The following is a 19,775-nucleotide window of genomic DNA, read 5'->3' on the forward strand; positions in this document are numbered from 1 at the left end:
CGCGCTACTGTCAACCGCATGGTTGAGAGTCTGGACGCCGTCTTCCACGCGCTCTCCAGCGAGCCGCGCCGGCACATGCTCGGCGCGCTCGCCGAGGGCGAGCGGACGGTCGGCGACCTCGCGTCGCCGTTCGAGATCTCGCTCGCCGCGGTCTCCAAGCACCTCAAGGTGCTCGAGGGCGCGGGTCTGGTGGAGCGGCGCGTCGACGGGCGGACCACGGTCTGCCGTCTGCGCCCCGAGCCGCTGGCCGACGTGCGCGAGTGGGTGGCGTTCATCGAGCAGTTCTGGACCACCCGCCTCGACCGCCTGGAGCAGCTGCTGACCGAGGAGGACGCTTGATGGAGTTCGCCGTCGCCCTGGACCGCGTGATCGCGGCCCCGCGCTCGAAGGTCTACCGCGCCTGGCTGGACCCGGAGGTCCTGGCCCGCTGGATGGGGCCGGACAACTTCTCGGTCGTCGTCGCGACGGTCGATGAGCGCATCGGCGGCGCGCACTACATCGAGATGCTCGACTCAGGCGGTGACCGCCACACGTTCGAATCGGTGATCGAGGAGCTCGTCCCGGACGAGCGGATCGTCCTCACGTGGCGGTTCCACCACGACGGCCTGGACACCCTTCTCACCCTCACGTTCCGCGACGCCGAAGGCGGCGGGACGCAGTTGCGGCTCGAGCACGAGCGGATCACGCTCGAGCCGCCGCTCGACGGCCAGTCGGTCGACACCGGCTGGAGCCAGACGCTCGCCAAGTTGCAAGCGCTGTTCGACGACAAGGAGTAGACCCGTCATGACGCAGGCCATCGGAACCCGCTCGGAGTGGGAGGCTGCTCGACGCTCGCTGCTGGAGCGCGAGAAGGAGCTCACCCGCGCCTCCGACGCACTCGCCCAGGAGCGGCTCGCGCTGCCGTGGGTGCCCGTCGAGACCGAGTACACGTTCGCCACCGAGGACGGCCCGAAGACGCTCGCCGAGCTCTTCGACGGCCGCTCGCAGCTGATCGTCTACCACTTCATGTTCGGTCCGGACTGGGAGGAGGGCTGCCCGAGCTGCTCCTCGCTCGGCGATCACATCGACATCCCGCGCGTCCACCTCGAGCACCACGACGTGACGTGGGTCGCCGTCTCGCGCGCCCCGCTGGAGAAGCTGCTGGCGTATCGTTCGCGCATGGGCTGGTCGTTCCCGTGGGCGTCCTCGCTGGAGTCGGACTTCAACTTCGACTTCAAGGTCTCCTCGACCGCCGAGCGGCCGCTGCAGGAGTACAACTTCCGCGCGCTGACCGACGAGCAGCGCGCGAACGGTCCGGGCGAGCTTCCCGGCGCGAGCATGTTCGTCCTGCGCGACGGCGTCGTCTACCACACGTACTCCGCCTACGCGCGCGGCCTGGACGCCACGTGGGGCATGTTCCAGTGGCTCGACCGCGCGCCGCTCGGCCGCAACGAGGCCGACGGGTTCTGGATCCGCCGCCACGACCAGTACGAGGGCGCGATCGCATGATCCTCGCGCACGTCGCCGGCGTCCCCGTCGAGGAGCTGCTGCCGTTCGCCCTCGTCAGCGGCGCCGGCCTCGTCGCCGCCACACGCGCGTGGGTCGCGTCGCTCATTCACAGAGTGCGCGGATCGTCCGCAGCTCCTCCTCGACGATCGCCATCTGACGCGTGACCGCGGCTTCCTCGGTGCCGTCGGGGAAGAACAGCGTGAACAGGTACTCGCTGCCGTCGCCGTTGGGGACGACGCGGCTGTAGGCGCCGGCCGGCAGGCGGTGCACGCGCAGGATGTCGACCGTGCCCAGCGCGCGGTCGACGCGCAGGTCGATGTGGAGCTCGTCGTCGACGACCCAGTGACCGTCCTCGGCGCGCACGCTGGTCGCGAAGTTCGGCGCCCAGCGCGGCAGCGCCTGGGCGTCGCCGACGAGGTCGAGCACCGTGTCCGGCGTGGCCTGGATCGAGATCGAGCGCGTTTCTGATCGATTCGTACGCATGTGTTGATGATCTACTGCTGCCTACGATCTGTCAAGGCGTACGATCTAGCCCGTGCGTGAGGACCTGGGAGCGATGTTCGCCCGCGTCACCCGCCGGCTGATCGCGGCCGAGCGGCCGCTGCTGGACGCCCACGGGCTGACGATGTGGGGCTATGTCGCGCTCAACCACCTCGCGCGCGGCCCCGCGGAGACCCAGCTCGCGCTGGCGGCCGCGATCGGGCACGACAAGACGCGGCTGATCGCGGTCCTGGACGCCCTGGAGGCCGACGGGCTGATCACGCGCGAGCCGGACCCGAACGACCGCCGCGCGCGGCTCGTGCGCATCACGGCGGAGGGTGAGCGGCGCCACGGCGCCGCGGTCGCCGACATCCGCGCGATGGAGGAGGAACTGCTGGGCGGCTTGGCGGCCGAGGAGCGGGCGACGCTGCTGGCGGTGCTCCCCCGGCTGGCTTCTTGACCGTTTCTTGACGATCCCCCGACATTCGCTTGACCTCCCGGACCGATACGGAGGTCGTGCAGCGCTTCAGCCCGGACCCAACCCGCCCAGACGATCTGCTCGCATCGATCGTCGCCCTCACCGAGCGGACCACCAAGCTCGCGCTTGATTCCGCCATGGAGGCCGCCCAGGCGGATGCGTTGGGCAAGCTGACCGTCGTCGTCGAGCAGGTCTGCCGGATCGCCGTCGGCGCCGGTGTGGCCGCGGGCGAGATCGGGTGGCTCGTCACGGAACTCGGGGCGTGTGGCGCCGATGAGGAGCAGCTCGCCCAGGCCGGGATCGCCATCGCCGGTCTCCAGAGCTCGATGTTCTCGGTCGCCTTCGCCGTGCAGGAATTCGCGACGTCGGGCGGCCCGGTCGAGCTGCGCTCCTCCGCGGACGCGCTGCGACGCTCCGCCCTGCAGCTCGACGAGCGCCTCGTCGAACTTCACCCCGCCGCCTAGGCCTAGTCCAGGTACGCGGTATCGCGGCCGAGCACTTCGGCCGCCGCCAGCGCGTCAAGCCTTCCCGTCAGGTACGCGCGCAACCACCCGAACGCCTCGGAACCAAGGGGGAGCCGGAGCGGCGGGTGCTCGGCCTCTACCGCGGCGATGATCGCCTGCGCGCCGCGGTAGGGGTCGTTGGGCTGCGTGCCGTGTGAGGCCTTGAACGCCGCGGTGGCAGGAGCGAGCAGCGGCGCGTAGGCCTCGTTCGGCACTGCGGCGAAGCGCAGCGAGCGGCCGCTGAAGTCGGTGCGAAATGGGCCGGGCTCGACGATCGTGACCTTGATGCCGAACTGGGCGACCTCGGCCGCGAGTGCCTCGGAGACCGCCTCGAGCGCCGCCTTCGGGCCGGCGTAGGCGGAACCCCCGGGCCCTGACGTCACGCCGACCACGGACGACATCTGCACGATGTGGCCGGCGTGTTGGGCGCGCATGATCGGCAGGACCGCGCGGGTGAGGGTGAGCGCGCCGAAGAGGTTCGTCTCGAAGGCCTCGCGGAGCTCGGCGTCTTTGAGTTCCTCGAGCGCGCCGAGCTGTCCGTAGCCGGCGTTGTTGACGAGCACGTCGATGCGCCCGTGGGTCTCCATCGCCGCGGCGACCGCGCCGGCGACCGACGACGGATCGGTGACGTCGAGCCGGACCCCTTCACCGTCGCGCGTGGTCGCCACGACCGCGTCGCCGTGGTCCTCGACGGCTCGCGCCAGCGCGGCGCCCAGCCCGGAGCTCGTTCCAGTGATCAGCCAGACCTTCATGGCGATCAATCTTACCCTGAGTATAAACTTCCTCTCGATGTACGGATTGCGGGAGCGCAAGAAGGCGGCCACGCGGGCTGCGATCTCCGACGTCGCGACGAGGCTGTTCGAGGCGCGGGGCTTCGAGGCGGTCACGGTCGCCGACATCGCGGCGGCGGCGGACGTGTCGAAGAAGACGGTCTTCAACTACTTCCCGGCCAAGGAGGACCTCTTCTTCGACGCCGAGGACGCCGTCCGCGACGCCCTGGTCGCCGCCGCGCCCGGCTCCGTCCGGCCACTGCTGCTCGGCGGTCCGATGCTCGGCTCCACCGCGTGCACGTGGCGCGACTTCTCAGGAGACCTCTACGAAGGCATGCGCATCTGGTCCGCGACCGAGCACGCCTCCCCCGCCCTCACCGCCCGCCGGCTCGTCATCACCCAGTCGTGGGTCGAGCCGTTGTCCGCGGCGAGCGGGTCCGAGGCCTGGGCGGCGATGTTCGTCGGCATCGTGAACCTGCGCAACGCGACCTTCGCCACCGCCCTGCTCGAACACCGCGCCCCGCGCACGATCCAGCGCCGCCTCCGCACTGTCGTCGGAGGCGCCCTCGACGCCCTCGACCGCGCGTTCGCTTGACTCTCCAGTGGGTGGAGACTTCACGATGTGGGTGTGACCGCCCTGCTGAGCATCGGAGAGCTTGCTTCGCGCACCGGATTGCCGGTGCGGACGATCCGCTTCTACTCCGACTGCGGCGTCGTGCCGCCGGCCGACCGCACCGAAGCGGGCTACCGGCTCTACGGTCCGGACGCGCCGGCGCGGCTCGGGCTCGTGCGCACGCTGCGCGACCTCGGGCTCGACCTCGCGACGATCCGGCGGGTGCTCGAGCGCGAAGTCAGTCTGAAGGACGTCGCCGCCGCCCACGCGGCGGCGCTGGACGCGCAGATCCGCGTCCTGCGCGTCCAGAAGGCCGTGCTGCAGGCGGTCGCCCACCGTGGCAGCGACCAACAGGAGCTGGAGAAGATGCACCGCCTCGCCCAACTGTCCGACGCCGAGCGCAAGCGGATCGTCGCCGACTTCATCGATCAGACGTTCGCGGGGCTCGACATCGAGCCCTCGTTCGAGGCGCGGCTGCGCTCGGCCGCGCCCGAGCTCCCCGACGACCCTTCGCCGGAGCAGGTCGACGCGTGGATCGAGCTCGCCGAGCTCGTGCAGGACGAGAGCTTCCGCGCCTCGATCCGGCGCATGTCCGAGCAGCACTCGGCGGCGCGGGAGGCGGCTGAGGAGCTGGGCGGTGACGTCCGGGCCGCCGCGACGCTCGTCGCCGAGAAGGCGGGCGCGGCGCTGGCAGGCGGGCTGGCGCCGGACAGCGCCGAGGCCGCGGCGATCGTCGCCGAGATCCTCCCCGCGTTCGGCGAGGACGTCGACCGCGCACAGCTCGCCGACCGCGTCGCCGCCGCTACCGACGCGCGCGCAGAGCGTTACTGGCAGCTGCTGGCGATCATCAACGGCTGGCCGCCCGTGCCGACCACCGTTCCCGCGTGGGAGTGGTTCGTCGCCGCATTGCGCGCTTAGCGGACCTGCGGGAGCTTTTCCTGGTTGGGCGCGTTGCGCTGGTCGACCGGGCCGGCGGCCTGCTGGTTCCACTTGTCGACGGCGGCGCCGAAGGTGCCCGACGGCTTGTCGCTGATCTTCGGCGCCTTCGGCGTCAGGACGAAGTTCTCGTCCACCATGAAGCCCCACGCGCAACTGCTGTAGATCACGCCCTCGTCGGCGCCGCCCTTGCCGACCACGGCGGTCTCGAACGACCAGTCCGTGCTCGGCACCGAGGCGCTCGGGCGGTCCGTGTAGGTCGCGAAGCCGTCGGGCGCCGACGGGTTCCACTCGGTCGCGTTCGGGCCGGGCTGCGCGTCGGTCTGGTAGCCGGCGTATCCGCTCTGGCCCCCGGTGGAGCGGTCGACGGCGGTGTGATCGTCGGTCTGGCGTGCCTTGCTCTCCTTCTGCCAGTCCGCGTCGTCGTTGGTGCCGGTGTGGACGAGCCGGACAGTCTGCACGTACGCGATCGCGGTGGCGCGGACGATGTCGGCGTCGGGCGCGAAGTTGAACTGCATCTCGAGCGCGTAGGGGTTGCCGCTCTGCGGCGACCCGGCGAGGACGTTGAGCTTGCCGAAGACCGAGCCGGGCGCCTTGCCGAGCTTGGCCAGGATCGGGTCGTGGACGCGGCCGGCGAAGCTCGGGATCTGGCGCATCGCGCCCGCGTCGAGCTGGCGCAGCTGGTTCTTGTTGACCTGCGCGAGCTGGCGCTGGATGTCCTCGTCGTTGAGGCCGTTGAGCCACTCCGCCGCGTCACCCCAGTTGCCCTTGGCCTTGGCGGCGTTGAAGCCGGCGATCTTGCGCGCCCGGTCGTCGCCTTCGCGGGCGAGCGCGGCGGCCGCACGGGCGACGGCGGCGTTGCCGTGGCCGATCTGCATGCCGCGGACGACCTTCGCGCGCGAGAGCGCCGCGCCGCCGCCGCGCATGCCGCCGGCGCGACCCAGATTCCTCAGCGAGACGGTCTGCGGGCCGAGCGGCATCGACGCCGGCGAGGCCGGCGTGGCGACCAGCGGATCGGCCGGCTGCAGGCCCGCGCGCTCTTCCACGCGCGAAACCTTCTCAGACGGCGTCGCCCGCGTCGAGCGGCCGGCCGAGGAACGCCTCGATCGCCACCCACGCGGCCTGATGCGCCAGCGGCCCGAGCCGCAGCGTCGCCCCGCCGTCGTCCTCCTCGCGCACCGTCGCGTACACGTTCACGCGCTCGAGCCGGGCCTTCTGCTGCGCCGCTCGCGCGCCGCCGCTCTCACCCTGATAGCGCGCGTCGATCCCGAACCGCCCGCCCTCCACCGGCCAGATGCTGAGCTGATCCGGAGCGAACGTCGGCCCGGTCTCGGCGGGCAGGGCCATGTACGGCACGAGATCCGCCCGCGCCGCCCGCTCGGGCAAGTTGCGCCGCGACGACCACGCCCGGTCATCAGGCTCCGTCTCGTCGCGCGGCGGGCGGGTGGGAACGATCTCCGCCGCCGGCGGCTTCTTCGGCTCTTCCTTGCGCCGGCGCATCTCCCCCTCATGATGGCGCGAGCCTCCTTCATCGCGGCTCAAACATCCGTCTCCGATCCTCAACCCCACCTAAGGGGCCAGGCCCCTTATCTCACCTTTAGGTTGCGTTGCGGCCGGGAAACGACGTCGCACGGCCAAACGCGACCTAAAGCCAACCTAAGGGGTCTGACCCCTTATCTAGGGTTTAAGGAGCGGGCGGAGGCGTTCGACCGCGGTCGCCAGGCGGTCTGGCGGCTCGGAGGCGTAGGTGAGGCGGAGGAAGGGGCCTGGGGGCTCGCCTGCGAAGAAGGGGCGGCCGGGGGAGACGATCACGCCTGCCGCCGCGGCGCGCTGGGCGACGTCGCGGTCGTCGATGCCCGGCTCGAGGGCGACCCAGAGGTTCATGCCGCCTTGTGGGAGCCGGACGGGCTGGCCCCAGGCGGTGGCGAGGGCGTCGCGGCGCTCGCGCAGGACGCGGCGCAGGCGTCGTAGGTGGGCGCGCCAGGCGGGTGTGCCGACGAGCTCGAGGGCGGCCTCCTGCATCGGGCCCGGGACGTAGAGATCTTCGACGATGCGGGCGGCACGCAGGCGGGCGAGCGCCGGCCCGCGGGCGATCACCGCGCTGATCCGCAGGCCCGGCGCCGCGGGCTTCGTCAAGGAGCGCACGTGCACGACGTGGCCGTCGGGGTCCTCGCCGAACAGCGGCGGCGGGGCGGTGGCGATCGCGAGCTCGCGGAACGCGTCGTCCTCGATCAGGAAGGCTCCGGCGGCGCGCACGACCTCGAGCACCGCGGCGCGGCGCGCGTTATCCAGTGTCGCCCCGTGCGGGTTGGCGAAGACCGGCTGCAGGTAGACGAGGCGTGCGCCTGAGCGTTCGAGCGCGTCGGCCAGCAGATCCGGGCGGATGCCGCGCTCGTCGGCCGGCACGGGGACCGGAACGAGCCCCTGCGCGCGGGCCGCCGCCAGCGCGCCGAGGTAGGTCGGCGCCTCGACGACCACCGGCGCGCCCGGCGCCGCGAGGCCCCGCAGGCACGCCGCGAGTCCCGCCTGACCGCCCGGGCAGATGAGCACCTCGCCCGGCGCCGCGCCCACCTCCGCGGCGAAGTACGCCCGCAGCGGCGCGATGCCCTCGGGCGGCACGCGGTCCCACGCCCCCGGCCGCCGGGCCGCCCGCGCGAGCGCGGCCCCCAGCGCCGCCGTCGGCTGCAGGTCCGCGGGCAGGTAGCCGGACGAGAGCACGAACGCATCTTCCGCCGGCGGGCGGAGCAGCGTCTCGAGCGCGTCCGCGTCGATCGCCCGCGCGCCCAGCGCAACCGTCTGCCATGAGGTGTCGGCCGCCGCGGGCGCGACGCGCGGGGCGACGAACGTCCCCCGCCCGGGTCGCGCCTCGACCACGCCGCGCGCGACGAGCGCCGCGATCGCCCGCTGCACCGTCGCCGGCCCCGCCTGATGGCGCGCCATCAGTTCACGCACGGACGACAGGCGGTCCCCCGGTGAGCCGGCCGCGACCTCCGCCTCCAAGGCAGTGACGATCAGTGCTGTGTTACTTTGAATCATGAGTTCTGCGAGTAACGCTACTGCCGCCCGACCGGTAACGCAAGCCGCCGTGGCGTGGGGCTTCGTGGGCGTGCTCGCGTTCTCGTTCTCGCTCCCCGCCACCCGGCTGGCCGTCGAGGACCTCGATCCGACGTTCGTCGGCCTCGGCCGTGCGCTCGTCGCCGCCGTGCTCGCCGCGATCCTGCTCACGGTCCGCCGCGAGCCGTTCCCCGCCCGCAAGGACCTCAAGCGGTTCGCGCTCGTCGGGATCGGCGTCGTCATCGGCTTCCCGATCTTCACCTCGCTCGCGCTGCACCACCTCTCCTCGGCGCACTCGAGCGTGATCGTCGGCCTGCTGCCCGCGGCGACCGCGATCGCCGCCGTGGCCCGCGCCGGCGAGCGCCCGCCGGCCCGCTTCTGGGGAGCGGCGGCCGCCGGACTGATTGCCGTGCTCGCCTTCGCCGCGACCCAGGGCGTGAGCGGGATCGAAGGCGCCGATCTGCTCGTGCTGGCCGCGGTCGCGTTCGCCGCGCTCGGGTACGCCGAAGGCGGCGCGCTCAGCCGAACGTACGGCGGCTGGCAGGTGATCTGCTGGGCGCTCGTCCTGAGCGCGCCGTTCATCGCGATCCCGGTGACCGTAGCGGCGAGCCACGGCGTCCACGCGGGGATGAACGCGTGGCTCGGGTTCGCCTACGTGTCGGTGATCTCGATGTTCCTCGGCTTCTTCGCCTGGTACCGCGGGCTCGCACTCGGCGGCGTGGCGAAGATCGGCCAGATCCAGCTCGCGCAGCCGGTGCTGACGCTGCTGTGGGCGGCGCTGATCCTCGGCGAGCAGGTCACGGCCGCGATGATCGTCGCGGCGCTCGCGGTGCTCGCCTGCGTGCTGGCGACGCAACGGACCCGCGCGAGCGAGAGCGCGGCGGCGCGCGGTGGGGCTGCGGGTGCGCACGACGGCACAGCGGCGCGCGCTGACGGCGCGGGTGCGCACGACGGCGCGGCGGCGCGCAGTGAGGGCGGGGGTACGCGCGGCGATCGCGCGGGGGTGCGCGACGGCGCGGCGGGGGGCGGTTCAGCCGACAACGAACGCGGGCGGCGGCGTGCCGGTGACGGTGACGTCGACCTCACGCAAGGCGCTGTGCTCCCAGCCCGTCCGGAGCATGCCGAAGATGACGACGTCGTGCACCGCGTCGCCGTGCCGGTGCCACGCGCGCAGCACCCCCTCGCGCCGGAAGCCGATCCGCTCTAGCGCCCGCTGCGAGCGTCCGTTGCGCGTGTTCGCCCACGCGGTGAGGCGGTCATAGCCGAGGCGCTCGAACGCCAGCGCGGTGATCATCGCCTTGGCCTCGAAGTTCACCCCCGCCCCCCACCAGCGCTGTCCGAGCCAGGAGCCGACGGTCGCCCGCCGGTCACGCCGCGCGACCTCGCTCAAGCCGGTCACCCCGACCGGCCCGGCCACAGGGTCGACGATCAGGAAGTCGAGCAGATCACCCGCCACGCGCCGCGCCGGCAGCGAGCCGATGTACGCCGAAGGCTGCTCGATGCTCGTGTACGGCCCCCATGAGAAGAAGCGGGTCACGGCGGGGTCGGCGGCGAGCTCGAAGAGCTGCGCGGCGTCACCCGGCACCGCATAGCGCAGCGAGAGCCGCGGGCCGCGGACGACCAGCGGGTCGGACTCGTACGGCGGCGGTGCCGAGGCGAGCGAGGCGGACGTCACGGCGAGGATGCTAGTTGTCGCGTCTCCCCATGATCCTCGTCAACTTCTTCTACGCGCAGCCGGTGGGGCACGCGGTCGAGGCGCTGCACTACGCCCACGGCCACCACGCCGCCGACCCGACGCGCAACATCAGCGTCGCGCTGAACGCCGCGACGGCGGTCGAGCTCGCCGACCTGTGCCCGTTCGTCGAGCACGCCTACGCGATCGACCACCCGTTCCTCGAACCCGCTACCCACTCAGACCTCAGCGTCCTCCCCCGCGAATGGGATTGGGTCCTCGACGACCCGCGCCGTCACCAGGCCTTCCAGACCGACACCTTCGCCGGAATGCGCGACTACTACGCCGCCAGCGACGCCCACCTGATCGCGCGCGAGGGTCGCAGCATCGCCGGGTTCGGGCGTTACCCCTACCTCCCGCATCAACCGCTCCGCTTCGCACTCGAGCCCGCCGACCTCGAGCAGCGCACGATCGCCGTGATGCTGGCCGGATCGAGTGAGCCGGCCCTGTACCCGAGCCTCACCGCCTGGCGGTCGATCCTCGACGCTCTGCACGCCGCGCACCCCGGCGTCCGCCCCGCGCTGATCGGTCGCACGACCAGGGACGCAAGAACGTCGAGCGCGCTCGACCGCCGCGCGCTGCTCGACCATCCCTCCAAGCCGCTCGACGCCTACGACCTCCCGCTCAAGCAGCAGCTCGCGATCGTGAAGGCGAGCGAGCTGTTCCTCTCGCCGCACACGGGGTTCGGCCTCGCCGCGCTCGCCACCGGCACCCCGTGGCTGACGATCTCCGGCGGCCGCTGGTTCGAGTATTACTTCAACCACGTCCCGTTCCGCTCGGTCATCCCCGACGTCGAACGCTTTCCCTGCTTCAGCCAGTTCAGCCCGGCGATGATCGTCGACGGGCGCACCCCGAGCATGTCTGACGCGCGCATCGCCGCCGACCTCGACCGGATCGTCGAATCGGCCACAGAGCTGCTCTCCGGCACGCTCACCTATGAGCAGGCGCTGATCGACTACTTCGCGGACCTGAAAGCCGCCACCGGCGACATCTGGTCGATCGACGGCGTGCACGTGGGTCGATGAGAGAGGCCCTGGGCTGGGGAGCATTCGCGGCTTCCTCGCTCGTGATCGGCGCCGCGCTCGGGCTCGCGCGTCAGTGGTCGAACAAACTCATCGGCCTGGTTCTGGCGTTCGGCGCGGGCGCGCTGATCAGCGCGGTGAGCTTCGATCTCTCCGCGGAGGGCGCCAAGGTCGGAGGGGGCACGGCCGTCGCCGTCGGGCTCGCCATCGGCGCGCTCACCTACTTCGCCGCCGACCGCCTCCTACCCGACGACGAGGACGGAGGCTCGGCGCTCGCCCTCGGCGCGTTCCTGGACGGGATCCCGGAGCAGGCCGTGCTCGGGATCGGCATCGCGGCGGGCGAGGGCGTCGGCGTCGGGCTGCTCGCGGCGATCTTCGTCTCCAACCTGCCGGAGGCGATCGGCTCCGCCACGAGCATGAAGGCGTCGCACGCCAGGATCATCGGGCTGTGGGTCGCGGTCGCGGCGGTCTGCACGCTCTCGACGGTCGTCGGCTACGCGATCGCCGACGGCGCGTCCCACAAGCTCCAGGCCGGCATCGACGGCTTCGCCGCGGGCGCGCTGCTGGTGATGCTGATCGACTCGATGATCCCGGAGGCCCGCCGCAAGGGCGGCGACACGGCCGGTCTGATTACCGCCCTCGGCTTCGCCGTGGCCGCCGGATTGAGCGCTTTGAGCTGAGCTTTCGGTCTGCGCGACGACAGTCCGAAAGCAGGAGCGCGCTTTCACGGGATAGAGAAGGCGTGTGAGTCGTTCCCTGTTGCTCGCGATCGCGTTCTTCGCGATCGCCGCGGCCCCTGCCGCCGCCCATGTAGACCCGCCCGGTTGCGTCAACAGCGACCTCCAACTCAACGTCACGGCTGACAGGACAGCCGTACGCCCGGGTGAGGCGATCAACTTCTTCGTGTCCGCGTCGAACAACAGCGCGGGCGCGTGCAACATCACGGCCGCGACGATCACGCTGCGACTTCCCAGTGCGACGGGCACCTCGACCGGGGAGCTCAAGACGCTCACGACGACCGGCAACTACCTCGCGGGCACCGGCGGCATCGCGATCGGCACGGTGCCGTACACGGTCGCGGTCAACACGGGCGTATCCGCGCTGGCGGTTCGCGCGAACGCGACCTTCACCGCGCACACCGGCGCGGCGGACGAGACCGACACCGCGCAGCGCTCACTCGGCGTGCCGGTCACGCAGCCGTCGCTGACGCTCAGTGCGACGCCGAGCCCGACGAGCGGCATCGTCCCGCTGACGTCGAACGTCAGCTACCTGCTCAAGAACACGAGCTCGACGACCGTCCCGCTCACCAACCCGACGATCGTCGACGGCGGCTGCGCGACGGTGACCCGCAGCGGCGGAGACACCAACGCGAACAACGTGCTCGACAGCGGCGAGGGCTGGACGTACACGTGCCAGCTCAAGCTCATCCGGCCGGCCGAGGTCCGCGCGACCGTCATCGCCAACGGCCTCGACAGCGTCGACGGGCGGACGGTCTCCGCCCCGAACGCCTCCTGGACGGTCACCGCCTCCGCCCCGCCCCGCCCCCACATCACGCTGACTAAGACCGCCAGTCCCGCCAACGGCATCGCGCCGTTCATGACCACGTACACGTACACCGTGCTCAACGACAGCGACCCGGACGCGATGCCCGTCACCGACGTCGCGATCGTGGACCTGGGATGCAGCCCCGCGGTGGCCGCCGCGCCCGACGCATCGCTCGCGCTCGGCGAGCAGCTGGTCCTGACGTGCTCATCCCAGATCGCCTTCGGAGGGAGCGTCACCTACTCGTCGTTCGCGACCGCCAAGGACGCCTACGACGGCGCCACGATCTCCTCCAACTCGGCCACGACCACGGTGAGCGCCTCGACCCCGGCGGTCGTCAATCCCGGTGCGGACACGACGATCCCCACCGGCACGCCGGCACCGACATCGGCGCCGACGTCGCCCTCCGCCACGACGCCCGTCCCGGCGACGAAGCCGTCGACGCGGGTGAAGTTCGCCTACACCGGCCGCTTCTCGCCGGCCCGGGCCTGCCGCGGCACGGTCTCGCTGACCCTCACCGCCGGCAAGAAGCGCGTGGCGGTCAAGAAGGTCAAGCTCGACAGCAGGTGCCGCTTCAAGGTCAGCTTCGACGTCGCACGCTCGCGGTTGGCGAAGGCGACCAAGGTGACCGTGACCGCCAAGGCCACGGGCAAGAAGACCGCCTCGCGCCGGTTGACGGTGCCGAAGACATAGGTCCGCGTGTCGACACACCGGATCCAGGGTCACCGACCGGTGTGGTGAGCTTGCCCGGTGCGCCGTCTGATCATTTCGACCGTCATCGCCCTCGCGCTCGCCCCGGCGGGCGCAGAGGCGCATCAGAGCCCGGCGGGCTGCGTCGCGAACAACCTGGACCTGAGCGTGTCGCGCGACCGAGCCCAGGTCCGCCGTGGGCAGACCGTGAGCTACACGATCGCCGCCGGCAATGTGGGCGCCGGCGCGTGTGACATCACGAACGCGACCATCACGTTCACCCGACCCGCGCTCGATGGCTCGGCCACCGGGACCTCGACCGTCGTCAGCCAGGGCCTCGACCTGCCGGCCGGCAAGCCGTTGACCAACATCAGCACGCAGCAGTGGATCGCCGAAGTTGATTCGGGCGTCACCGACGCGATCGTGCGAGCGTCGATCACGGGAGTGCTGCACGACGCTCCGGTCGACCACACCGCCGACGTGGCGAAGACGGTCGGCATCACGGTCGTCGACCCGAAGCTGAGCCTGACGGTCACCCCCACCCCGGCCACCGGGCCTGCGCCGCTCTCGGTCACGTTCCACTACACGCTGACCAATCTGAGCTCGCCGCCCTCGTCGCTGAAGAGCCCGTCCGTCAACCATCCACTTTGCACGCCGGCGGTCTACGCGGGCGGCGACGCCGACCTCGACGGCGAGATCGACGTCGGTGAGACCTGGGACATGACGTGCACGCACGTCTTCACCGCGGCCGGCGAGTACTCGTCCACCGCCACCGCGAGCGCGACCAGCGCTGCCGACAACCAACCGGTCGACGCGACCGCGCCGAGCACCACGGTCAAGGCCATCGCGCCGGTGCCGACCGCACACCTGAAGCTGACCAAGAGCGCGACCCCCACGAGCGGCTTCGCCCCGCTCTCGGTCACCTACACCTACACCGTCCTCAATGACGGCCCCGCGACCCCGATCTCCGGCATCACGGTCACCGACCTGGGCTGCAGCCCGATCGTCACGACCGCCGCGAACACGCCGCTCGCGGCCGGTTTGAGCCGGATCTTCACGTGCACGTCGGTGCTCGCCGCCGGGATCTACTCGAGCGGCGCGGTCGCCACCGGGACGGACACGGTGTCCGGCACGCTCGTGAGCGCCTCGGCTCCCGCGCTCGACGTGACGTCCCAGTTGCCGACCGATCCGGACCCGACGCCGACGCCGCAGCCCAGCGAGCCGGCGCCCACGCCCGAGCCGGCCGCGGTGCCGACGGCGACCCCGACGCCGGTCCCGACCGCGACGCCGTCCACACGCGTGAAGTTCAGCTACTCCGGCCGCTTCGCGCCCGCGCGCTCGTGCCGCGGGACCGTCACCGTCGCGCTGAAGGCGGGCACGAAGACCGTCGCCACCAAGCGGGTCAAGCTCGACGGCAAGTGCCGCTTCAAGGTCAGCTTCGACGTCGCCCGCAAGAGCCTCGGCAGCGCGACGAAGGTCACCTTGACGGCCAAGGCGGCCGGCAAGCGGACCGCCACCAGCCGTCTGAGCGTCCCTAAGACCTAGGAGTCCCCCGCGTCATAGGCCTCGCGGTCGATCGTCTGCCGGACCTCATCGTCGTCCGGAGACTCGTCGTGCTCCTCGGTCAGGTGGTCCTTGAGGCGCCCAACGAGCTCCTCGTCGTCGGCGCCCGTGACCGGCTCGCCGCAGATGTCGCATTCGATCGTGCGCATGCCTGAACTACTCCCCTAAATGTCGTCGCGAAGAAACTCGCGTTCGATCCCGTCGATCTTCGCCAGCCGCCGCTTGTGGCGTTCCTCGCCGGTGAACTCCGCCGCCAGGTAGGAGCGGATGATGTCGCCCGCCAGCGCCGGCCCGATCACCCGCCCGCCCAGGCAGAGGATGTTGCAGTCGTCATGCTCGACGGACTGGTGGGCGGTGTAGGTGTCGTGGGCGACGACCGCGCGGATGTTCGGGAACTTGCACGCGGCGACCGCCACGCCCGCGCCTGAGCCGCAGACGAGCACCGCGCGGTCGGCCTCGCCGCGCACCGCCTCGGCCGCCAGCCGCGCCGTGTCCGGGTAGTCGACCGGATCGGTCGACCAGGTCCCGAGATCGATCACCTCGTGGCCTTCGGCGGCGACGGTCTCGAGCACGAGCGCCTTCAGCGGGAACCCGGCGTGGTCGAACGCGCAGGCGATCCTCACGTGGCGTCTCCGGAAATCGCGCCCTGCAGGTTCTGGCCGGTCTCTTCGGCGTACTCCTGCGCGGCGATCAGCGCCGCGCCCAGCACGCCCGCCCGCGGCCCGTGGCGGGCGATCCGGATCGTGGTGTTCATCCCCAGGCCCGGCACGACGTGGCGGAAGGCGGCGTCGCGAGCGGGGTCGAGCAGCAGCCTGCCCGCGCGCGAGACGCCGCCGCCGATGACGACCTCCAACGGGTCGAACGTGTTGATCGCGTTCGCGATGCCGATCCCGAGCCGCTCGCCGAGCACGCGCAGACACCACAGCGACGGTTCGTCGCCGGACTCGGCACCCGCCACGACGTCGTGGCCGTCGATCGAGCCCTTGGTCGCGAGCATCTTGCCGATGTAGGAGTCGCGGTACTGCACGGCGGCGTAGTCCGCGAGCCGGTCCAGCGCGCGACCGCTCGCCAGCGTCTCCAAGGACCCGCGCTGCGGGAACGGGTCGCCCGGGACGTTGTTGCCGTACTCGAGGTCGCGGCCGATGATCGTGTGCCCCACCTCGGCAGCCGACGTGGTCGCGCCGCGGTAGAGGCGCCCATTGAGCACCCACCCGCCGCCGACGCCGGTGCCGATCGTGAACATCACGAGCGAGGAGACGGTCATCTGGCCGTCCTCGAAGGCCTCGGCCAGAGCCGCGCAGCCGGCGTCGTTCTCGACGTAGACCGGCACGCCCATGCGCTCGGTCAGCAGCTGGCGCAGCGGGATGTCGTGCAGCGGGATGTTGACGCTGGCGAGGATCTTGCCGGTCGCGAACTCGATCACCGACGGCATGCCGATGCCGATGCCCTTGGTCTCCTCGGTCACCGAGCCTTCGATCGCCGTGGCGAGCTGCTCGACCAGCTCGTCCTGCGACGCCTGGTTGGTGGTGACGATCCGCGCCTCGGAGAGCTCGCCGCCCTCGAGCACGGCGACGGCGATCTTGGTGCCGCCGACGTCGACGCCGATGAACTGGTCGCTCACTTCAAGCCTCCCGCAGCGGCCTCGTCGAGCAGGATCACGAGCTCGCCCGCCGACAGGCGCACACGCGCCGCCGGCGAGACCGGGTCGGGCGCGTCGCCGAACGCCCGCGCGACCGCCTTGGCCTTGTCCTTGCCGGTGATCAGGAACACGACCTTGCGCGCCCCATTGATGGCCGGCAGCGTCAGCGAGATGCGCGGGACCTGCGGCTCCATGCCCGCGAGCTCGACGCCCGTGACGAGCCGTTGGCGCTCCTCGACCTCGGGCTTGCCGGGAAAGAGCGACGCGCAGTGCGCGTCCGGCCCCAGGCCCAGCAGTACGAGGTCCCAGCGGGGCGAGCCGCCGAGCTGTTCGCGTACGTCGGCCTCGTACGCCGCCGCGCCCGCGTCGGGCCCGAGCTCGCCCTGCATGCGCATCACCGCGGGCCGCTGGTCGCGCATGATCCGCCCCAGCAGCGCGTCGGTCGCCATCCGGAAGTTCGACAGCCCGCTCTCGGGCGGGACGCAGCGCTCATCGCTGAACCAGACCGTCGAGCCGCTCCAGTTGGCGCCCTTGCCCGCGGCCAGCTCATACGCCAGCTTCGGCGTCGAACCGCCGGTCAGGACGATGTGCGACCCGCGCTCCGCCGCCTCCACCAGCATGTCGGCGACCACGGCCGCCGGGTTCTCCTCCACTCGTATCTCCACTAGACCACCATCGCCTCGGCTGATTGCAGCGCGGGACGATAGGTGGGATCGCGCAAGAGCGCTTGGCGAACCCCTTCGCCGAGGATCCCGCCCTCACCGCGCGAGGCGCCCATGACGGTCCAGGTGCGTTCGGTGCCGTCGCGATCGCGGCGCATCGCGCGCAGCCCTCCGGGCGCCCGATCGAGGGCGACGGCGGACCCCGAGGCGAGCTCGATGGTCACCCCCGCAAGGCCCGGCGAGCTCATCTCGACCGGCTGGAGGCTGAGCTTGATGTCCTGCCGGCGGGTGTGCGCGGTGCCGCTCCAGCGCCCGCGGGCATGGGCCAGCGCGCCCGGCTGCCAGCCCAGGCGGGAGGACAGCCAGCCGCAGAACAACAACCCGGATGCGAGCGAGTCCTCGCGATGGCGAACGGTCACACCCGAGATCTTGGCCAGGTCCGGCCGCCGGCGCGGCGAGTCGAACGCGGCGGCGATCCGCTCACGCCACGGCGTCGAGCGCAGCCACGAGAGGTCCACGACGTAGGTGTCGTTGGTGAGATCGTCGGCCCGCTTGAGCGCAGTCTCGACGTCAGGTTCATCCTGAGAGTCGATCAGGACGATCTGCGCGAGCCGCCGCAGGGCGTCGATTCCGGCATCGTTGCCGTGCGGCGACCAGATCATCGTCGCGAGGTCGCTGACCACCAGCGGGTCCACGATCGTGTCGAGCTTCGGCAGGTGGCGCTCGCCGATCAGCAGCTCGATCCGCTCGCGCCCGATCGAGATCGAACCGGCCTGCGGCGCGTCCTCGGTGCCGATGCGGGCGACCGCCGACAGCTTGCGCCGCCCCGGCTCGACCGCGACCAGGATCAACCGCGACGGGTGGAAGCGCCCGACGCGCTGGAGCCGGTTCTCGATCTCGCCCCGGAAGTCGCGATCAACGATCACGACCATGTTCATCACGCGCGCCGGCACGTAGGCGCGCTCCTCCTTGTGGCGCTGCGCGAACATCGTGCGCAACGCCGCCTCGATCGCGCCGGGCGTCGTGTCGTCCTCGCGCCAGACGTCGTCGGCCATGCTCAAAGCCCTCGCCAGCGGTGGGGGGCGATCAGGTCGTCCGCGGCGGTGGGGCCGCCGGAGCCGGACGCGTAGGTGTGCAGCGGCTCGGTGTCCTCCGCCCACGCCTTCAGGATCGGGTCGATGATCGACCACTGGGCGATCACCTCGTCGGACCGCGTGAAGAGCGTCGCCTCACCGCGCATCGCGTCGAGGATCAGCCGCTCGTAGGCCTCCGGGGACTGCGACATGAACGCCGACCCGTAGTTGAACTCCATGTTCACCGGCCGGATGCGCATGCTCGAGCCCGGGATCTTCGCGCCGAGCGAGAGCGACACGCCCTCGTTGGGCTGCATCGTCAGCACGAGCTGGTTGGGCTTGACGCCGACCGAGCCGTGCGATTGGAACGCCAGGTGCGGCACCGGCTTGAGCTGAACCGCGATCTCGGTCACCTTGCGCGCGAGCCGCTTGCCCGTGCGCAGGAAGATCGGCACGCCCGCCCAGCGCCAGTTGTGGACCTCCAGGCGCAGCGCGGCGTAGGTCTCGGTGCGCGAGTCGTCCGGGACGCCGTCGGTGCCGAGGTAGCCGGCGACCTCCTCGCCGCCCTCGACGCCCGCCGTGTACTGCGCGCGCACCGTGTCACGCCGGACCTCTTCAGGCGTCGGCGGCGTGATCGCCTGCAGGACCTTGACCTTCTCGTCGCGGACCTTGTCGGCCTCGAACGTGCCGGGCGGCTCCATGCAGACCAGCGTCAGCAGCTGCAGCATGTGGTTCTGGACGAGATCGCGCAGCGCGCCGGACTTGTCGTAGTAGCCCGCCCGCGAGCCGATCCCGATGTCCTCGGCCGCGGTGATCTGGATGCTCTCGATGTAGTTGCGGTTCCACACCGGCTCGAACATGAAGTTCGCGAACCGGAACGCCATCACGTTCTGGACGGTCTCCTTGCCCAGGTAGTGATCGATCCGGTAGACCTGCTGCTCGCGGAAGACGTGGTCGACGACCTGCTGCAGCGACAGCGCGGACTCCAGGTCCGTGCCGAACGGCTTCTCGATGATGCAGCGGATGTCGACGTCGGGGTCGTAGTTGAGCCCCGCCTCCTTGAGCGCGCCGACGATGACCGGGAAGTACTCGGGCGCGGTCGACAGGTAGTAATTGCGGTTGAGCTTGCCGCCGCCATCCTCGTCGAGCTGGTCGAGCGTCGCGCTCAGGCGCCCGTAGGACGGCACGTCGTCGAACGAGAAGCCGACGTAGTGCATGCGGCCGAGCAGGCCCTCGAGCACCGTCGCGTCCGGCGGCCGGCGCGAGAACTTCTCGATCGCCGCCTTGGCCACCGCACGGAACTCGTCGGTCGGCATCTCGCGCCGCGCCACGCCCACGAGGTTGAAGCGCTCGGGGAGCGCGCCCTCGTGGGCGAGGTTGTAGAGCGCGGGCAAAAGCTTGCGGTGGGCGAGATCGCCTGTGACGCCGAAGATCGTCAGCGTCGTCGCGGGGACCGGCAACCGCTCCAGCCCTTCGATCAGCGGGTTCTCGCCGAGCGACTGCGGATCGGGCTTGACGTCGACCGCCATC

23 protein-coding genes and 1 pseudogene are annotated in these 19,775 nt (G+C 71.4%); 12 read left to right on the forward strand and 12 right to left on the reverse strand.

Features of this window, described 5'->3' with window-relative positions:
• The first annotated feature begins 18 nt into the window (after nucleotides 1-18).
• From OM076_RS14260 to OM076_RS14270, 3 genes are read left to right on the forward strand one after another with little or no spacing between them, the layout of a single operon-like run.
• Entirely contained in the window at nucleotides 19-339 is a 321-nt protein-coding gene (locus OM076_RS14260; RefSeq protein ID WP_270040659.1) for an ArsR/SmtB family transcription factor, read from the forward strand.
• Complete coding sequence (locus OM076_RS14265; protein ID WP_270040660.1) at nucleotides 339-776, forward strand: SRPBCC family protein; 438 nt, start codon at nucleotides 339-341, stop codon at nucleotides 774-776. The genes OM076_RS14260 and OM076_RS14265 overlap by 1 nt, the downstream gene beginning before the upstream one ends.
• 7 nt (nucleotides 777-783) lie before the next feature.
• Nucleotides 784-1,488 carry a DUF899 domain-containing protein gene (locus OM076_RS14270; protein ID WP_270040661.1) on the forward strand — a complete coding sequence of 235 codons (705 nt, stop codon included), beginning with the start codon at nucleotides 784-786 and terminating at the stop codon, nucleotides 1,486-1,488.
• 102 nt (nucleotides 1,489-1,590) lie between these two features.
• On the opposite strand, the gene OM076_RS14275 is transcribed toward OM076_RS14270, so the two are convergent.
• A complete protein-coding gene (locus tag OM076_RS14275; protein WP_270040662.1) occupies nucleotides 1,591-1,971 on the reverse strand; it encodes an SRPBCC family protein in 381 nt (126 codons plus the stop codon).
• 52 nt (nucleotides 1,972-2,023) lie between these two features.
• On the opposite strand from OM076_RS14275, the gene OM076_RS14280 reads away from it, so the two are divergent.
• Nucleotides 2,024-2,428, forward strand: coding sequence for a MarR family winged helix-turn-helix transcriptional regulator (locus OM076_RS14280; protein WP_270040664.1), 405 nt, complete (start codon nucleotides 2,024-2,026; stop codon nucleotides 2,426-2,428).
• Nucleotides 2,429-2,457: 29 nt separating this feature from the next.
• The gene (locus tag OM076_RS14285) at nucleotides 2,458-2,910 is read left to right on the forward strand and encodes a hypothetical protein (protein WP_270040666.1); all 453 of its coding nucleotides are present in this window, start codon (nucleotides 2,458-2,460) and stop codon (nucleotides 2,908-2,910) included.
• 2 nt (nucleotides 2,911-2,912) lie between these two features.
• On the opposite strand, the gene OM076_RS14290 is transcribed toward OM076_RS14285, so the two are convergent.
• Complete coding sequence (locus OM076_RS14290) at nucleotides 2,913-3,701, reverse strand: SDR family NAD(P)-dependent oxidoreductase (protein ID WP_270040667.1); 789 nt, start codon at nucleotides 3,699-3,701, stop codon at nucleotides 2,913-2,915.
• On the opposite strand from OM076_RS14290, the gene OM076_RS14295 reads away from it, so the two are divergent.
• Entirely contained in the window at nucleotides 3,700-4,314 is a 615-nt protein-coding gene (locus tag OM076_RS14295; protein WP_270040668.1) for a TetR family transcriptional regulator, read from the forward strand. The genes OM076_RS14290 and OM076_RS14295 overlap by 2 nt on opposite strands.
• A gap of 27 nt (nucleotides 4,315-4,341) precedes the next feature.
• Complete coding sequence (locus OM076_RS14300) at nucleotides 4,342-5,250, forward strand: MerR family transcriptional regulator (RefSeq protein WP_372518039.1); 909 nt, start codon at nucleotides 4,342-4,344, stop codon at nucleotides 5,248-5,250.
• Here the strand turns inward: OM076_RS14300 and OM076_RS14305 are convergent.
• From OM076_RS14305 to OM076_RS14315, 3 genes are all read right to left on the reverse strand, one after another.
• Nucleotides 5,247-6,314 carry a hypothetical protein gene (locus OM076_RS14305; RefSeq protein WP_270040670.1) on the reverse strand — a complete coding sequence of 356 codons (1,068 nt, stop codon included), beginning with the start codon at nucleotides 6,312-6,314 and terminating at the stop codon, nucleotides 5,247-5,249. The two genes, OM076_RS14300 and OM076_RS14305, sit on opposite strands and share 4 nt — an antisense overlap.
• 13 nt (nucleotides 6,315-6,327) lie before the next feature.
• Entirely contained in the window at nucleotides 6,328-6,768 is a 441-nt protein-coding gene (locus OM076_RS14310) for a hypothetical protein (protein ID WP_270040671.1), read from the reverse strand.
• Nucleotides 6,769-6,945: 177 nt separating this feature from the next.
• Nucleotides 6,946-8,268 carry an aminotransferase-like domain-containing protein gene (locus OM076_RS14315; RefSeq protein WP_270040672.1) on the reverse strand — a complete coding sequence of 441 codons (1,323 nt, stop codon included), beginning with the start codon at nucleotides 8,266-8,268 and terminating at the stop codon, nucleotides 6,946-6,948.
• A 34-nt stretch (nucleotides 8,269-8,302) separates the two neighbouring features.
• Between OM076_RS14315 and OM076_RS14320 the strand changes: the two are divergent.
• A pseudogene (locus OM076_RS14320) lies at nucleotides 8,303-9,157 on the forward strand (DMT family transporter); the annotation flags it as partial.
• Nucleotides 9,158-9,352: 195 nt separating this feature from the next.
• Here OM076_RS14320 and OM076_RS14325 read toward each other — a convergent pair.
• Nucleotides 9,353-9,997, reverse strand: coding sequence for a GNAT family N-acetyltransferase (locus OM076_RS14325; RefSeq protein WP_270040673.1), 645 nt, complete (start codon nucleotides 9,995-9,997; stop codon nucleotides 9,353-9,355).
• Between the two features lie 14 nt (nucleotides 9,998-10,011).
• On the opposite strand from OM076_RS14325, the gene OM076_RS14330 reads away from it, so the two are divergent.
• From OM076_RS14330 to OM076_RS14345, 4 genes are all read left to right on the forward strand, one after another.
• Nucleotides 10,012-11,079, forward strand: a complete 1,068-nt coding sequence (locus tag OM076_RS14330; protein ID WP_270040674.1) for a hypothetical protein — start codon at nucleotides 10,012-10,014, stop codon at nucleotides 11,077-11,079.
• A complete protein-coding gene (locus OM076_RS14335; protein ID WP_270040675.1) occupies nucleotides 11,076-11,756 on the forward strand; it encodes a ZIP family metal transporter in 681 nt (226 codons plus the stop codon). The genes OM076_RS14330 and OM076_RS14335 overlap by 4 nt, the downstream gene beginning before the upstream one ends.
• Nucleotides 11,757-11,820: 64 nt before the next feature.
• Nucleotides 11,821-13,311, forward strand: coding sequence for a hypothetical protein (locus OM076_RS14340; RefSeq protein WP_270040676.1), 1,491 nt, complete (start codon nucleotides 11,821-11,823; stop codon nucleotides 13,309-13,311).
• Nucleotides 13,312-13,368: 57 nt separating this feature from the next.
• Complete coding sequence (locus OM076_RS14345) at nucleotides 13,369-14,853, forward strand: hypothetical protein (RefSeq protein WP_270040678.1); 1,485 nt, start codon at nucleotides 13,369-13,371, stop codon at nucleotides 14,851-14,853.
• Here OM076_RS14345 and OM076_RS14350 read toward each other — a convergent pair.
• Genes OM076_RS14350 through zwf form a run of 6 tightly spaced genes read right to left on the reverse strand, consistent with a single transcriptional unit; the run spans nucleotide 14,850 to nucleotide 19,774 of the window.
• Nucleotides 14,850-15,020 (reverse strand): hypothetical protein, encoded by a 171-nt coding sequence (locus OM076_RS14350; RefSeq protein WP_270040679.1) that lies wholly within the window; start codon nucleotides 15,018-15,020, stop codon nucleotides 14,850-14,852. The genes OM076_RS14345 and OM076_RS14350 overlap by 4 nt on opposite strands.
• 15 nt (nucleotides 15,021-15,035) lie before the next feature.
• Nucleotides 15,036-15,494: an RpiB/LacA/LacB family sugar-phosphate isomerase gene (locus OM076_RS14355; RefSeq protein ID WP_270040680.1), complete on the reverse strand. Its 459-nt coding sequence runs from the start codon at nucleotides 15,492-15,494 to the stop codon at nucleotides 15,036-15,038.
• Nucleotides 15,491-16,492: an ROK family protein gene (locus tag OM076_RS14360; protein WP_270040682.1), complete on the reverse strand. Its 1,002-nt coding sequence runs from the start codon at nucleotides 16,490-16,492 to the stop codon at nucleotides 15,491-15,493. Before OM076_RS14360 ends, OM076_RS14355 begins: the two co-directional genes overlap by 4 nt.
• Entirely contained in the window at nucleotides 16,489-17,175 is a 687-nt protein-coding gene (gene pgl, locus OM076_RS14365; protein ID WP_270040683.1) for a 6-phosphogluconolactonase, read from the reverse strand. The genes OM076_RS14360 and pgl overlap by 4 nt, the downstream gene beginning before the upstream one ends.
• The gene (locus OM076_RS14370; protein WP_270040684.1) at nucleotides 17,175-18,227 is read right to left on the reverse strand and encodes a glucose-6-phosphate dehydrogenase assembly protein OpcA; all 1,053 of its coding nucleotides are present in this window, start codon (nucleotides 18,225-18,227) and stop codon (nucleotides 17,175-17,177) included. Before OM076_RS14370 ends, pgl begins: the two co-directional genes overlap by 1 nt.
• 2 nt (nucleotides 18,228-18,229) lie before the next feature.
• Complete coding sequence (gene zwf / locus OM076_RS14375) at nucleotides 18,230-19,774, reverse strand: glucose-6-phosphate dehydrogenase (RefSeq protein ID WP_270040686.1); 1,545 nt, start codon at nucleotides 19,772-19,774, stop codon at nucleotides 18,230-18,232.
• Nucleotide 19,775: the final 1 nt, after the last annotated feature.

Source organism: Solirubrobacter ginsenosidimutans (assembly GCF_027587205.1).